The organism is Streptococcus infantis SPAR10 (genome assembly GCF_000279535.1).
In the GTDB taxonomy this organism is placed as follows: Bacteria; Bacillota; Bacilli; order Lactobacillales; family Streptococcaceae; genus Streptococcus; species Streptococcus infantis_I.
On record NZ_ALCH01000003.1, the window covers coordinates 75,237 to 91,164 of the forward strand.

The 15,928-nt window shown below is 41.2% G+C and carries 13 protein-coding genes; 3 read left to right on the top strand and 10 right to left on the bottom strand.

Features of this window, described 5'->3' with window-relative positions; all coding sequences use genetic code 11:
- Positions 1–211 precede the first annotated feature (211 nt).
- The gene (locus SPAR10_RS04765; protein ID WP_004251355.1) at positions 212–1,402 is read left to right on the top strand and encodes a cation diffusion facilitator family transporter; all 1,191 of its coding nucleotides are present in this window, start codon (positions 212–214) and stop codon (positions 1,400–1,402) included.
- 42 nt (positions 1,403–1,444) lie between these two features.
- Here SPAR10_RS04765 and scrK read toward each other — a convergent pair whose 3' ends face one another.
- Together scrK and SPAR10_RS04775 are read right to left on the bottom strand one after the other, a co-directional pair.
- Positions 1,445–2,332, bottom strand: coding sequence for a fructokinase ScrK (scrK, locus tag SPAR10_RS04770; RefSeq protein WP_004251357.1), 888 nt, complete (start codon positions 2,330–2,332; stop codon positions 1,445–1,447).
- Between the two features lie 139 nt (positions 2,333–2,471).
- A complete protein-coding gene (locus SPAR10_RS04775; RefSeq protein WP_004251359.1) occupies positions 2,472–4,367 on the bottom strand; it encodes a sucrose-specific PTS transporter subunit IIBC in 1,896 nt (631 codons plus the stop codon).
- Between the two features lie 364 nt (positions 4,368–4,731).
- On the opposite strand from SPAR10_RS04775, the gene SPAR10_RS04780 reads away from it, so the two are divergent.
- The gene (locus SPAR10_RS04780; protein WP_004251362.1) at positions 4,732–6,186 is read left to right on the top strand and encodes a sucrose-6-phosphate hydrolase; all 1,455 of its coding nucleotides are present in this window, start codon (positions 4,732–4,734) and stop codon (positions 6,184–6,186) included.
- On the top strand, positions 6,167–7,132 hold the full coding sequence (locus SPAR10_RS04785; RefSeq protein ID WP_004251363.1) for a LacI family DNA-binding transcriptional regulator: 966 nt from the start codon (positions 6,167–6,169) through the stop codon (positions 7,130–7,132). The genes SPAR10_RS04780 and SPAR10_RS04785 overlap by 20 nt, the downstream gene beginning before the upstream one ends.
- A gap of 35 nt (positions 7,133–7,167) precedes the next feature.
- Here SPAR10_RS04785 and SPAR10_RS04790 read toward each other — a convergent pair whose 3' ends face one another.
- From SPAR10_RS04790 to fmt, 8 genes are all read right to left on the bottom strand, one after another.
- The gene (locus tag SPAR10_RS04790) at positions 7,168–8,442 is read right to left on the bottom strand and encodes a hydroxymethylglutaryl-CoA reductase, degradative (protein ID WP_004251365.1); all 1,275 of its coding nucleotides are present in this window, start codon (positions 8,440–8,442) and stop codon (positions 7,168–7,170) included.
- Positions 8,442–9,614: a hydroxymethylglutaryl-CoA synthase gene (locus SPAR10_RS04795; protein ID WP_004251367.1), complete on the bottom strand. Its 1,173-nt coding sequence runs from the start codon at positions 9,612–9,614 to the stop codon at positions 8,442–8,444. Before SPAR10_RS04795 ends, SPAR10_RS04790 begins: the two co-directional genes overlap by 1 nt.
- 162 nt (positions 9,615–9,776) lie before the next feature.
- Positions 9,777–10,226: a threonine/serine exporter family protein gene (locus SPAR10_RS04800; RefSeq protein WP_004251379.1), complete on the bottom strand. Its 450-nt coding sequence runs from the start codon at positions 10,224–10,226 to the stop codon at positions 9,777–9,779.
- 1 nt (position 10,227) lies between these two features.
- On the bottom strand, positions 10,228–10,986 hold the full coding sequence (locus SPAR10_RS04805; protein WP_004251380.1) for a threonine/serine exporter family protein: 759 nt from the start codon (positions 10,984–10,986) through the stop codon (positions 10,228–10,230).
- An 85-nt stretch (positions 10,987–11,071) separates the two neighbouring features.
- On the bottom strand, positions 11,072–12,937 hold the full coding sequence (gene pknB, locus SPAR10_RS04810) for a Stk1 family PASTA domain-containing Ser/Thr kinase (protein WP_004251381.1): 1,866 nt from the start codon (positions 12,935–12,937) through the stop codon (positions 11,072–11,074).
- On the bottom strand, positions 12,934–13,671 hold the full coding sequence (locus SPAR10_RS04815; RefSeq protein ID WP_004251382.1) for a Stp1/IreP family PP2C-type Ser/Thr phosphatase: 738 nt from the start codon (positions 13,669–13,671) through the stop codon (positions 12,934–12,936). Before SPAR10_RS04815 ends, pknB begins: the two co-directional genes overlap by 4 nt.
- A 15-nt stretch (positions 13,672–13,686) precedes the next feature.
- Positions 13,687–15,000, bottom strand: coding sequence for a 16S rRNA (cytosine(967)-C(5))-methyltransferase RsmB (gene rsmB / locus SPAR10_RS04820; RefSeq protein ID WP_004251383.1), 1,314 nt, complete (start codon positions 14,998–15,000; stop codon positions 13,687–13,689).
- Positions 14,993–15,928 carry a methionyl-tRNA formyltransferase gene (gene fmt, locus SPAR10_RS04825; protein ID WP_004251384.1) on the bottom strand — a complete coding sequence of 312 codons (936 nt, stop codon included), beginning with the start codon at positions 15,926–15,928 and terminating at the stop codon, positions 14,993–14,995. The genes rsmB and fmt overlap by 8 nt, the downstream gene beginning before the upstream one ends.

Below are 15,928 nucleotides of genomic sequence, written 5' to 3' on the forward strand. Positions count from 1 at the left end.
CAAGTCTCGCTGTTTAATATAGTGCCGGAAATAATTCGTAATGACGACACTATCGCGGTTAACCGCCAGCTACTCCCTTGAGTAGTTCTATTATATCAGAATTTCAAAAGTTTTCAAGTTTTGAGGTGTATTTAACTTACTTCCCACATTTGAATTTTCCTTGGAAAACCAGTATAATGAAAGAATACTAAAATGCTAGAAGGGGAGTTAGATGAATCAATCGGTTTCAAACTTAAAATTAGCTGAGCGTGGTGCCATTATCAGCATCTTGACCTATCTATTTTTGTCTGCAGCTAAGCTAGCGACCGGACACCTCCTCCATTCATCCAGTTTGGTAGCTGATGGCTTTAACAACGTTTCAGATATCGTTGGAAACGTGGCCCTTCTAATTGGGATTCGTTTGGCTCGCCAACCGGCAGATAGAGATCATCGCTTCGGCCACTGGAAAATCGAGGATTTGGCAAGTCTCATCACTTCCATCATCATGTTTTACGTTGGGTTTGATGTTCTACGGGACACCATTCAAAAGATACTCAGCCGAGAACAAACGGTCATTGACCCACTTGGTGCGACTCTGGGGGTCATCTCTGCCATTATCATGTTCGCCGTTTATCTCTACAATACCCATCTGAGTAAGCAAGCTAAATCAAAGGCCCTCAAGGCAGCTGCTAAGGATAATCTGTCAGATGCAGTGACATCTCTTGGAACTTCTATTGCTATCCTGGCTAGTAGCTTCAACTATCCAATCGTGGATAAGTTGGCCGCGATTATCATTACCTTCTTTATTCTAAAAACTGCTTATGATATCTTTATCGAGTCATCCTTCAGCCTTTCTGATGGTTTTGATGAGCACTTGCTAGAAGATTACCAAAAGGCAATCATGGAAATTCCTAAGATTAGCAAGGTCAAATCACAACGCGGTCGTACCTACGGAAGCAATATTTATCTGGACATCACACTTGAGATGAACCCAGATCTGTCTGTTTTTGAAAGTCACGAAATTGCGGACCAGGTCGAATCTATGCTGACAGAACAATTTGGTGTCTTTGATACAGACATTCATATCGAACCATCACCAATCCCTGAGGATGAAATTCTAGATAATGTCTATAAAAAATTGCTCATGAGAGAGCAACTAATCGACCAAGGAAATCAACTGGAGGAATTACTTGCAGAAGACTTCATTTATATCCGCCAGGACGGACAAGAACTGGACAAGGATGCCTATAAGGCTGAAAAAGAATTAACCTCTGCTATCAAGGAGCTTCATTTAACTTCTATCAGTCAGAAAACAAAGCTCATCCGCTACCAAGTCGGTGATACCATTCATACCAGCATCTGGCGTCGCCACGAAACTTGGCAAAATATTTTCCATCAGGAAACAAAAATAGAAAAAGACTAAAGCAAAACTCCCAACTTTCTCAGTTGGGAGTTTTTTATATTCTTATTTTGCAACGCTCTTAGCAAGAACGAAGTTTCCTAGTGTAGCTGAACCATTGCCAGCAACAGCTGGAGTCACGATATAGTCGCGCACATCTGGAACTGGTAGGTAGCCGTTGAGCAAGGATGTGAATTTCTCACGTACACGGTCAAGCATATGTTGTTGAGCCATAACCCCACCACCAAAGACGATGACATCTGGACGGAAAGTTACAGTCGCATTCACTGCAGCTTGAGCAATGTAGTAGGCTTGAACATCCCAGACAGAGTTGTTGGGTTCAATGTTTTCCCCACGAACACCTGTACGAGCTTCCAAACTTGGACCAGCTGCATAACCTTCCAAACATCCATTATGGAAAGGACAAACACCTTTAAATTCTTTTTCAATATCCATTGGGTGTCTAGCCACATAATAATGCCCCATCTCAGGGTGACCAACACCGCCAATAAACTCGCCACGTTGGATAACACCTGCACCGATACCTGTACCGATTGTGTAATAAACCAAGTTTTCGATACGACCGCCGGCATTATTACGAGCAACCACTTCACCGTATGCAGAACTGTTTACGTCTGTCGTGAAATACATAGGCACGTTTAGAGCGCGACGAAGAGCACCAAGCAAGTCTACATTTGCCCAGTTAGGTTTTGGAGTTGTTGTGATAAATCCGTAAGTTTTTGAGTTTTTATCGATATCGATTGGACCAAATGAACCAATGGCAAGTCCTGCAAGATTGTCGAATTTTGAGAAGAACTCGATGGTTTTATCGATTGTTTCAATAGGTGTTGTTGTAGGAAATTGTACTTTTTCTACAACGTTATAGTTTTCATCTCCGACAGCACAGACAAATTTTGTACCGCCCGCTTCCAAGCTTCCGTATAGTTTTGTCATGATTAACCTCTTGTATTTATTTTCTTTATTATAGCATATTTCCAGACTGAAAATTGCTCAATATTTTAGATTTTCCTCTGTAAATTTTACCATTCAATCAAAAACGAACAAACATGACATTTGTTCGTTTTTTGATTTATTAAGCTTTAACTTCAATGACTGCGTCACCCTTAGCAACTGATCCAGAAGCAACTGGATTTACTGAAGCAAAGTCTGCAGTGTTTGTTACGATAACCATAGTAGTGTTATCAAGCCCTGCAGCAGCAATCTTAGCTGAGTCAAATGTTCCAAGAACATCTCCAGCTTTAACCTTGTCACCTTGGGCAACTTTATGGTTAAATCCTTCACCGTTCATTGAAACAGTGTCGATACCAACGTGGATCAAGATTTCAGCTCCATTTGCTGTTCTAAGACCGTAAGCATGGCCAGTTGGGAAGACGATTGTTACTTCAGCATCAGCTGGTGCGTAAACGACATCTTCACTTGGTTTTACAGCGATACCTTGTCCCATAGCTCCACTTGAGAATACTGGGTCATTCACATTTGAAAGAGCAACAACATCACCAACGATTGGTGTTTGAATAACACCTTCGCTCGGTGCAACAACAGCACCAGTAACTGCTTCTTCAGTCAAACGATCTGTTTCAGCTTCAGTAATAGCACCTGCAGCTTCTTCTACTTCATCTTCATAACCAAACATGTAAGTAAGAGCGAAACCAAGTGCAAATGATACAGCTACCATAAGAAGGTATTGTAGAAGTTGTCCGTTACCAATGTAAAGCATTGTACCAGGGATGATTGTGATACCATTACCAGTACCAGCAAGTCCAAGGATAGATGCCAATCCACCACCGATTGCACCAGCAATCAATGAAAGGAAGAATGGTTTACGGAAACGCAAGTTAACCCCGAAGATAGCAGGCTCAGTAATACCTAGGAAGGCAGAAAGAGCAGCTGGGAAAGCAAGTGTTTTAAGTTTAGGATTTTTAGTTTTCACACCAACGGCTACTGTCGCAGCACCTTGAGCAGTCATGGCAGCTGTGATGATAGCGTTGAATGGGTTAGCATGGTCAGCAGCAAGCAATTGAACTTCAAGCAAGTTGAAGATGTGGTGAACACCTGATACGACGATTAATTGGTGAACTCCACCAATCAAGAAACCACCAAGTCCGAATGGCAAGTTAAGAATAGCTTTTGTTCCAATGAGAATGTAGTTTTCAACAACGTGGAAGACTGGTCCGATAACAAACAATCCAAGGATTGACATTACAAGGAGTGTTACAAACGGTGTTACCAAGAGGTCAAGTACATCTGGAACAACCTTACGAACTGCTTTTTCAAACTTAGCTCCGACAACCCCGATGATGAAGGCTGGAAGAACTGAACCTTGCAAACCTACAACTGGGATAAATCCGAAGAACTGCATTGCAGTTACTTCACCACCAGAAGCAACAGCCCAGGCATTTGGAAGTGAGCCAGATACGAGCATCATACCAAGAACGATACCAACGGCTGGATTACCACCGAATACGCGGAATGTTGACCAAACAACTAATCCTGGCAAGATAATAAAGGCTGTATCAGTCAAGATTTGAGTGTAAGTTGTCACATCTTCTGGAAGTGTCATCCCAAGAGCAGTCAAGAGACCACGAACACCCATGAAGAGACCAGTTGCTACGATAACTGGAATGATTGGTACGAATACGTCACCGAAAGTACGGATAGCACGTTGGAACCAATTTCCTTGTTTGGCAGCTTCTGCTTTCATTTCAGATTTTGTAGAAGTTGGCAAACCAAGAGCTACGACTTCATCGTACATCTTGTTTACTGTACCAGTACCAAAGATGATTTGGTATTGACCTGAGTTAAAGAAAGCACCTTGAACTTTTTCCAAGTTCTCGATAGCATCCTTATTGATTTTCGCTTCATCTTTTACCATCACACGGAGGCGAGTCGCACAGTGAGCTACACTGTTGACGTTCTCACGTCCACCCAAGGCTTCGATGACTTTTTTTGCAATTTCTGTATTGGTCATTTGCAAAAATCTCCTTATAAAAAAATTTGTTCTTGTTTGAAAGCGATTTTACTCGCCCTACGAGTATTATTTTATCACGTTTCTAAAATATGTCAAGCGTTTTGCAGAAAAATTTTTTGGTTGCCAAATTTTTTGATAGTTTTTGCTACTTTCTTAATAAATCTCTCTAAAAAGTGCCTATTCCTACGTGTTTTTATGTGCATTTTTTCAAAAACTTTCATATTTTCATTAATTTTCATAAAAATAGGTCCCTAATCATCTGTCAATCGTTTGACATTTTTTTCTTAAATTCGATATAAAAGACTTGCTTTTTTATAAGGAAACGTTTACTATAAAGATAGTAGAATTTATGGAGGGAATATAAATGGAATGGACTACTGAACGTCGTTACAGACGTTACGAAGATTGGACACAAGAAGAAAGAAAAGAAATCCAAGAAAAGATGGCACAATCCCCATGGCACGTCAGCTATCACATTGAGCCCAAACAGGGTCTTTTAAACGATCCAAATGGTTTTTCATATTTCGATGGTAAGTGGGTCGTCTTTTACCAAAATTTCCCCTTCGGAGCAGCTCATGGGTTAAAGTCTTGGGTACAACTTGAAAGTGACGATTTGGTGCACTTTAAAGAAACTGGTGTTAAGGTTCTACCTGATACTCCTTTAGATAGCCACGGTGCTTACTCAGGATCTGCTATGCAGTTTGGAGATCAATTATTCTTATTTTATACAGGTAATGTTCGTGATGAAAATTGGGTTCGCCACCCTTATCAGATTGGTGCCTTGATGGATAAGGATGGAAAGATTGATAAGATTGACAAAATCTTGATTGACCAACCTGCTGATGCCACTGACCACTTCCGCGATCCTCAAATTTTTAACTTTAAAGGTCAATACTATACTATCGTTGGTGGACAGGACTTGGAGAAAAAAGGTTTTGTTCGTCTCTATAAAGCTATCGATAATGATTATACAAACTGGCAAGAAGTTGGTGATTTGGACTTCAACAATGACCGCACTGCCTATATGATGGAGTGCCCAAACCTAGTCTTTATCAAGGAACAACCTGTCCTTCTTTACTGCCCACAAGGTTTGGATAAAAAGGTTCTTGACTATGACAATATCTATCCAAATATGTATAAAATCGGCGCTTCCTTTGACCCAGAAAATGCTCGTATGGTAGATGTGTCTGAACTTCACAATCTTGATTATGGATTTGAAGCCTATGCCACTCAGGCCTTCAATGCTCCTGATGGACGTGCCTTAGCAGTAAGTTGGCTTGGTTTACCAGATGTTTCTTATCCATCTGATCGCTTTGATCACCAAGGAACTTTCTCATTGGTCAAAGAATTAACTATTAAAGATGGAAAACTCTATCAGTATCCTGTAGCAGCCATCAAGGACCTCCGTGCTTCAAAAGAGGAATTTTCAAATCGTTCTGAAACTAAGAACACCTACGAACTTGAACTAAACTTAGAGGCTAATAGCCAAAGTGAAATCATCCTTCTTGCTGATAAAGACGGCAAGGGGCTCTCTATCAATTTCGATCTTGTCAATGGCCAAGTAACCGTTGACCGCAGTCAAGCAGGTGAGCAATATGCTCAAGAATTTGGAACTACTCGCTCATGTCCAATTGATAACCAAGCCGCTACTGTAAATATCTTCATCGATAATTCAGTCTTTGAAATTTTCATTAATAAAGGAGAAAAAGTATTTTCTGGTCGTGTCTTCCCACATGAGAACCAAAATGGAATCGTGATTAAATCTGGAAACCCAACTGGAACTTACTACGAATTAGAATATGGTCGCAAAACTAACTGATGTCGCAAAATTGGCTGGCGTCAGCCCTACTACTGTTTCACGTGTCATCAACAAAAAGGGGTATCTTTCAGAAAAAACCATTCAAAAAGTCAATGAAGCCATGCGTGAGCTGGGCTATAAACCCAACAACCTAGCTCGCAGTCTTCAAGGAAAATCAGCCAAGTTAATCGGTTTGATTTTCCCTAAAATCAGCCATGTTTTCTATGCTGAATTGATTGACAAATTGGAACACGAACTCTTCAAAAAAGGTTACAAGACCATCATCTGTAATAGTGAACACGATTCGGAAAAAGAACGCGAATACATCGAAATGTTAGAAGCCAACCAGGTGGACGGCATCATTTCAGGAAGTCATAACTTAGGTATCGAAGACTACAATCGTGTGACTGCTCCTATCATCTCCTTTGACCGTAACCTATCACCAGATATTCCTGTTGTTTCTTCTGACAACTATGCTGGTGGTGTCCTAGCCGCTCAGACATTGGCTAAAACTGGTGCCAAATCTATTATCATGATTACAGGAAATGACAATTCCAATTCACCAACTGGACTTCGTCATGCTGGTTTTGCTTCAATCTTGCCAAAGGCTCCTATTATCAATGTTTCCAGTGACTTTTCACCCCTTCGTAAAGAAATGGAAATTAAAAATATCCTGACCAAACAAAAACCAGATGCGATTTTCGCCTCTGATGATTTGACTGCTATTTTGGTTATTAAAATTGCTCAGGAGCTTGGTCTCTCTGTTCCTGAACAACTCAAGGTGATTGGCTATGACGGGACTTATTTCATTGAGAATTTCTACCCTCACCTCACTACCATTAAACAACCCTTGGAAGAGATTGCTCGCCTAACAGTTGATTTGCTCTTACAAAAGATTAAAGGCAAAGAGGTTGCTACTACTGGTTATTTCTTGCCGGTTAGTCTCTTGCCAGGTAAAAGTATTTAAACAAAAAACTCAGACTGAATCAGTCTGAGTTTTTCTTATAATCTTAATTTTTTCAAAAGAGTTTGTGCTTTTTCTAAATTAAAGGTTTTTTCAGCAATCAAGCTTTCTACCAACTTAGGCACTTCTGCCTCTGTGGCTCCTGCAAGGAGGGCTAGTGACTTCGCTTGAAGTTTCATGTGTCCATGCTGAATTCCTGTGCTGACAAGAGCTTTAAGAGCTGCAAAGTTTTGTGCAAGACCAATTGACACGATAATTTGAGCCAATTCCTTAGCTGATGGATGACCTAGCAACTCATGGCTGAAAACTACACGAGGATTAAGACCAATTGATCCACCCTTGGTAGCAACTGGCATCGGCATAGTAAGCTCTCCTATTAGCTCTTCTGTTTCCAAATCCATCGTCCAACAACTGAGACCTCGATAAGCACCATCATGACTGGCATAGGCATGAGCTCCTGCTTCGATAGCACGCCAATCATTTCCTGTCGCAATCAAGAGAGCATCGATTCCATTAAATATTCCCTTATTGTGAGTAGCCGCTCGATAAGGATCTGCTTGAGCAAACTGGCTGGCTAAAACCATTTTTTCAGCTAGTTCATGCGCTTCATCTTTTTGACGACTCAAATAACGAAAGGCAATCCGACAAGTTGCAGTTACTAGAGAATCTGTTGCGTAGTTGGATAGAATTCCCATTAAACTTTGCCCTTGACTTAGAGCCTCTAAGCTAGGTTTTAAAGCTTCAAGCATGGTATTGAGCATATTAGCTCCCATGGCTTCCTGAGTATCCACATGGAGATAAACCACTAAAAAGTCAACCTCACCAGAAATTTTCTCAACTGTTAGCTCTCTAACTCCACCACCACGTTTGACAATAGATGGATAGGCTTGGTTTGCTTGTTCGAGTAGCTCTGCTTTCTGACTCAAAATAGCCTGACATGCTTTATCCCTATCTGGAACCTGATAAAGAGCTACTTGACCAATCATTTGACGTTGATGAACCTGAGCAGTAAAACCACCCGCACGTTTGATAATCTTACTAGCAAAACTAGCTGCAGCAACGACAGATGGCTCTTCGGTCACATAAGGAACTGTGTATTCTTGACCGTTTACCAGTACTTCTGGCACTACTGAGTAGGGTAGTGAGAAGGTCCCCACTACATTTTCACTCAGTTGGTCCGCAACTGCTATACTAAGATTTTCATTTTGCTTAAGACTTTCTTGGGCTTCCATAGAAGTAAGCGCCTGAGACTTAACGAACTCAAGGCGCTCTTGAATTGATTTTTTAGCAAATCCATTCCAATTTTTTTTCATTATTTTTCAACCTTGCTGTAGCGACGTTGGTGTTCTACAATCTCAACCAGAGCATAGTCCTGTCCTTCATAGCTTGACATGGTTGCAGAACCTGACTCATCCAAGTTTGCTTCCTCAAAGAAGATTCGTTCATAATCAGCTACGCTCAATGCTTGACGCTGGTCTAGCAATTCTAAGCGATTTTTCTGCAATTGCTTTTCAAAGCCTTCAACCAATTCCACACTGAAGAACTCAGATACAGCACCACTTCCGTAGCTATAGAGAGCTAGCTTGTCCCCTGCTTTGAGACTATCAGAATTTTCAAGAAGAGACAAGAGACCTAAAAAGAGTGAACCTGTATAGATGTTTCCAACCTTTTGGCTGTAAATAATGGACTCATCAAAGTGTTTTTGAAGTAAATCCTTTTTCTCTTGAGGTAGAGATTTATCAAGAATTTTTTTCAATCCCTTGAGAGCTAGCTTTGGATATGGCAAGTGGAAACAAATAGCTTTAAAATCATCCAAAGTACAATCATAACGCTTTTGGTACTCTTCCCAAGTCGTTTTCAAGCTATCCAAATACTGCTGTGTTGAGTAGACTCCATTTACAAATGGTGTCGTTGAATAATTTGGACGCCAAAAGTCCATGATATCACGAGTCTGCGCAACGTTATCGTTGTTGAAGACCATAACACGTGGATTTTGACTAATCAACATGGCAACACATCCTGCTCCTTGGGTTGGTTCCCCAGGAGTTTCGACACCATATTTTGCAATATCACTAGCTAGTACCAAAACTTTTGATTTAGGAGAATTTTCTACGTGTAACTTAGCATAGTGAAGGGCCGCAGTTGCACCATAGCAAGCTTCTTTGATTTCAAAACTACGAGCAAAAGGTTGAATTCCAAGCAAACCGTGTACAAAAACCGCAGCCGCCTTACTTTGATCGACTCCAGATTCTGTCGCTACGATAACCATATCAATCTCTTGCTTCTCTTCTTCAGTCAGGATAGAATTTCCTGCACTGGCAGCCAAGGTAACAATATCCTCCGTTAAAGGAGCAATACTCAATTCTTTTAAAAGGAGTCCTTTACTCAATTTTTCAGGATCAGTCCCTCGAGCCTCTGCTAAATCTTGTAATTTCAAAACGTATTGACTGGTCGCAAAACCAATCTTATCAATACCGATTGTCATATTTACCTCTATTTTTATCATTCATTGTAAAAATTCGTTCACCTCTATTTTATCATAATTGAGGTCAAATGAGCGAAAAAAGACTTGATTCCCCAAATCAAGTTCATTTCTATCGTCGTACTCATGTTCTTTCAGCCACTCTACCCACGAAAAAATCGAGACTTAGCTAGCTCGATTCTTTTTGAGATAGTAATACAACTTCAGGACAACTGTCCCACTTGCCATTCCTATTGAAATAACAAGGGCCAACATCATCACCAACATTGCACTGGCAATGGCGTTTCTATAGTCGCCTGTCACAAAAAATGAAGTCGTTCGATAAGAGAGATACCCTGGTACCAGCGGAGCTAAAATCGCTAAAGCAAACACAACGGCTGGTGTTTTGTAGAGAATACTCATAATCTGGCTGATACAAGAACCAATTACAGCGGCAATAAAGGTCGCCAAAATAACATTAGTTGGCTCCTTGAGTATTAGATAGAGCAGCCAGATTGACATTCCCAAAACTCCACCAGGAATGAGCATAGAACGTTGGACGTTTAAAACGATTAAAAAAGTGATAATAGCTAGCAGACTAGCTAGAGCCTGCAATAAAAATGTTGTTAGAGTCATATTAGTTCATGAGTACGAGGGCGACAGAGGTGCCTGCCCCTAAAGCAAGGGTAACCAGCAAGGATTCAAACATCTTGCTCATACCAGAGTTAATGTGATTGGTCATAATATCTCTAACAGCATTGGTCAGAGCAATTCCCGGTACAAATGGCATGACCGCACCTGCAATGACCAAATCGGCTGTCGAAGGAAAGCCAGAATAGCGAGCCCAAAATTGTGCAATCAAACCAAAAACAAGAGCACCTGCAAAAGCTGTCATAAAGGGAATACGAATAAATTTTTCTACGTAAAGAGAAAAGGTGAAAGCAAATATGGTTGCTACTCCTGCACCAATGGCATCGTAGACATTCCCCCCGAACATGATAGAGAAGAAGGGAGCACTAAGGGTCGCTGCAGCAGTTAGCTGAACATTGGTGTAGGGAGATGCCTTGGCATTCAATTCCTTTAATTGGATAAAGGCTGTCTCCAAATCAAGCTGTCCCGATACAAGTTGCCGTGAAATCTGGTTGACATCACACACCTTCTCAATATTATAGGCAGAGGAGGTTACTCGTTTCATTCGAGAGATATTTGTATTTTCAATGGAGAAAAAAATAGCTGCAGGCATGGCCAAAACATTACAATCTATGATGCCTTGTGAATGAGCAATTCGAATCATGGTGTCTTCGACACGATAGATTTCAGAACCATTACGAAGCAGAATTGTACCTGCTAACATAATGACATCAATGACTGCATTCAGTTTTTTTGATTCGTCCATGCTCCCCTCCTTTTTAAACTCCTTTTATTTTATCATAAATTTTAAGGAAAAAAATCTTTGCCACAAAAACTGTGACAAAGATTGATTAGTTCTCACCTTGATGGATATCTGAAGTTGTGGTAGTTTGATTAGTCTGTGGTTCTCTAATCTGTGGAGATGTTTCTCCACGATAAGGGTTCCCTTGTGATGGATTTGTTGTTGTAGTTGTTTTCGGTTTATAGATAGAAATCTTGATACGAGTTGTATTCAAATCTACACCTTCACCTGGTTTTGGACTCTGACTGACAACAGTTTCCTCAGCAGTTCCTTCTGGAGCTGTAGAGACCTCTACCACTTCAATATTAGCTTCTTTTACACCAACTATCTGAATCAAGTTATTCTTAGTAAATTCAAGACTTGATCCAATATAACTTGGCATAGGAACGCTAGTTACCTTCTTGGCTACTGTCAAGGTAATCTCTGTCGCCTTACTAAGATCATAAGTGGTTCCTTCTGGCAGACTCTGTCTCATAACAAGTCCTGCCTCTGTTTCACTTGATTCTTCTTCTACAACCTTGATGAGATTTTCAGGAACTTTTTTCCCTTTCAACTCTGCAATGACGTCCGTAGATTTGCGTCCAATATAATTTCCAATCTTAAACGATTGCTGACCTGAAGAGATAATGAGATTAACTTTAGTACCTTCTTTACGAGACGAACCGGCATCTGGATCCGTTCGAATCACTCGGCCTTCTTCTACTGTATCACTAGCTTCAGACTTTTCCTCGCCAATTTCAAAATTAGCTTTTTTAAGTTTTTCCTTAGCTTCTGCTACAGTTTGTCCTACAACATTTGGAATTTCAACAGTTGCTGGTGTTTTGGATACTATCCAAAAGAGAGAAGCCAAAACAAGTATAAAGCTAGCTAAAAGCACCAAATACCTCGCTTTAAAACGACGTTTCTTGACTGGTTTTGCAACAGTTTCTTTACTAGTTGCCTTTTGAGTCGGCTTTTGGCTCTGAGGACTTTCTTCCTTTGGTTGCACTTTAGGAATCGCTGTTAAAGTAGACTGTGAAATTTTCGGTAAGGTTTTTGTGTCAACTTTACTTGTATCTTCAAATACCAGCTTTGGTTCATTTCGACGGTTATAAGAAAGACTGCTCAATAAGTCAACATACATCTCTGAGACAGTTTGATAACGGTCTGTCAACTTTTTAGCTGTCGCTTTTATAACTACGTTTTCCAAGGATTGTGGCACTGACGGGTTTTCTGCAATGACAGAAGGAAGCGGTTTTTGGAAATGCTGAAGTGCAATGGTAACAGCACTATCTCCATCATAAGGAATATGGCCTGTCAACATTTCGAAGAAAATAATTCCCATTGCATAAATATCACTCTGTATGGTCGCCTTAGAACCACGCGCCTGCTCAGGTGATAGATAGTGAACAGAACCCAACATGGAGTTGGTCTGTGTCAAACTGGTTTCTGCAAAGGCCACTGCAATCCCAAAGTCAGTAACTTTTGCAGTTCCATCAGGAGTCAAGAGTATATTTTGAGGTTTTAAATCACGGTGAATAATCCCCTTTGCATGCGCCAAACGCATAGCCAAGAGAATTTGACCCATGATACGAACAGCTTCCTCGTTTGATAGAGGGTAGTGTTCTTTGATATAACGTTTGAGGTCAAGCCCAGCTACATATTCCATAGCTAGATATTGTTGACCGTCTTCTTCACCGATATCCGTAATTCGAACGATATGAGGATGATCTAGGTCCGCCATCGCACGTGCTTCACGCTGAAAACGTGCAACAGCGATTGGATCCGTTTGGTAGTTTGTTCTTAGAACCTTTACAGCTACCTCTTCCCCATCCAGAATCAAATCCTTGGCCAGGTAGACATCTGCCATTCCTCCTCGACCAATTTGTTTGATAATCCGATATCGTCCGGCAAATATCTTGCCGATCTGGATCATTTTGATTCCTCCTCAATCGCAATCAAGGCAACAGTAATGTTATCAAGTCCTCCGGCATTGTTTGCAAAACGTACTAAGGTTGCTGCCTTGTCTTCAAGTGAAATATCACTTGTCACGATGTCATAGATTTCACTTCCTGAAATCATATTCGTGAGACCATCACTGTTCATAACGATATAGTCACCCGTTTCCAAGCTCACAATCCCTAAATCAGGTTGAATCTCATCTTTTTGCCCAATAGACTGGGTGATGATATTTTTTTGTGGATGCGCTTCAGCTTCTTCAGGTGTTAATTGACCTGCCTTGAGCAACTCATTGACTAATGAATGATCACTCGTTAATTGGTGATACTCTTCTCCACGAACCAAGCCGATACGAGAATCACCAATATGAGCATAGATGGCTTGGTTATCAATGATTGCAAGGGCTTCTAGAGTTGTACCCATCCCTTTATATGCTTCATCACGCCCCAATTGATAAATCTTTTGATTTTCAATTTCTAGGTGTTCTGCAAACCATTCACGAACTTCATTCACGGTATCGATCTGAGTATCTACCCAGGCAACACCTAAGTCCGTAACTGCCATCTCACTGGCAATATTACCTGCTCGGTGTCCTCCCATCCCGTCAGCCAAGATAATCATCGTACGACCGGCACGGTTGACAAAAAGATTGACATAGTCTTGATTATTTGTACGTTTCTGACCCACATCTGTTAATAATGAAATCTCCATTGTGTCAGTTCCTTCCTAATTGGATATCTTACGAAATTGGCTGATAAAGAATCCATCACTTCCGTACAATTCTGGAGTAATGAGGATACAGCCATCTTTTAGGATATCCTTGCATTCGTGTTCTAGTTTAACCTGCTCGAACTCTGGATGACTTTCTAAAAATGCTTGAACCACTTGAAAGTTCTCCTCAGAGACAATAGTGCAGGTACTATAAGTTATTATACCACCTTTACGTAGCGTTTGACAAACACTACCTAATATTTCCAACTGAATTTCCTGTAATGACGCGAAATCAGCAGTGTCTTTGTTGTATTTGATATCTGGTTTCCGACGCAATAGACCAATCCCTGAGCAAGGGGCATCAACAAGAATCTTATCAAATTGATCCTTACCAAAAAACTCGTGAACCTTTCGGGCATCCAATTTTTGTGTTTGAACACGGTCTGCTACGCCTAAACGCTGGGCATTCTCTTGAATCAAAGTGAGTTTGTGGTCGTAGAGATCCAGAGCTGTTACCTGACCTGTCGTGAGATAAGAGGCCATATGGGCTGTTTTCCCACCCGGAGCTGCACAGGCATCCAAAACCTGCTCCTCTCCTTGTAAATCAAGAGTTGGAGCAACCAGTTGACTAGACTCATCCTGGATAGTAATAGCCCCTTCAGCAAACAAGTCATGACCCGCAAAATGCCCCTGCTCCTTGACCAGACCAGAAGCTGATAAAGCAGAATCACTTGCATCAAGCAGAGCTTTAATTTCCTCTTTTAGGCTCAAATCTGTCACACGGATACTGGCTTTATTGCGTTGTAAAAGACTTTCAAAAATCGCTTGCGCTCGCTCTTCTCCATACTCTTCCTTGAGCTTAGAAACTAACCATACTGGCAAAGAGTAGGCGATAGAATCACGCTTGTTCTTACGTTTGATACTGGCAGTATCTGGCAAACCTTCTCGCAAGATACGGCGAAGGACTGCATTGACCAATTTTTCGCTACCTTTTTTACGAAGTTTTGCAATTTCTACCGCTTCATTGACCACTGCATGATCAGGAAGCTTATCCAAGTATTGGAGTTGATAGACGCTCATGAGAAGCAAAACATAGAGCCAGCTGTCTAGCTTGTCTCTATCTTCAATAAAGTGAGACAAATACCATTCTAAAGTCAGTTTACGAGCTACGGTTCCATAAACAAGCTCAGTCACCAAACCTTTGTCAGTTGCTGACAGCTGACTTCCCTTGAGGTGTTTATTTAAGGCGATATTGGAGTAGGCTTGATTGACAAAGACATCCTCTAGCACCTTTAAGGCTAAATTTCTAGCCGTTTCTACTTTAGTCACCAAATCGTTCTCCTACTGCCAAACTTCGTCCAACGCCGTTGAGGAAGGAAGCAATGTCCATTTTAGGTTTTCCTGCTGGTTGAACCTGTTTGAGAGATAGAGCTCCTTCTGCTGTTGCGACAATCAATTCTTTCTTACCAATGGAGAGTATCTCACCCGGATTCCCCTGACCTTCTACAGGCAAAGCTTCATAGATTTTGAAGCGTTCTCCCTTGAGGAAGGTATGAGCAACTGGCCATGGATTCATCCCACGGATTTGGTTGAAAAGTTGACGGTTGGTCTTGTTCCAGTCCAGTTTTTCCTCCTCTGGTTTAATATTTGGTGAGAAAGTTACTTGGCTTGGATCTTGCGGTTGAGGCTGAATTTCACCAGCTATATAAGCAGGTAGGGTATCCAAAAGCAAATCACGCCCAACAATGGCCAATTTTTCAAACAAAGTTCCAACATTGTCCTCATCAGTAATGGGAATACTGCGACGAGAAATCATGTCCCCTGCATCCATTTCCTTGACCATTTCCATAATGGTTACTCCTGCTTCTTCATCACCTTGAATCAAGGCATAATGGATAGGAGCTCCACCACGGTGCTTTGGAAGAAGCGAAGCATGAACATTGACTGCAAAATCCATGCTATCAAGGAGTTTACTTGGGAGAAACTGCCCAAAAGCTGCAGTCACAATCCCGTCAGCTCCCAAATTCATGATAGCTTCCATCTCTGGACTACCTGATAATTTTTCTGGTTGGTAGATAGGCAGACCTGCCTCTTTGGCAGCTTGTTTCACTGGGGTTTCCTGGATAACTTTTTTACGGCCGACAGCACGATCTGGCTGAGTTACAACCGCTACAATCTCGTAGCGTTCATCTGACAAAAGCCCCTTTAAAACAGTTGCTGAAAAATTGGGAGTTCCCATAAAGATTAGTTTTGTCAT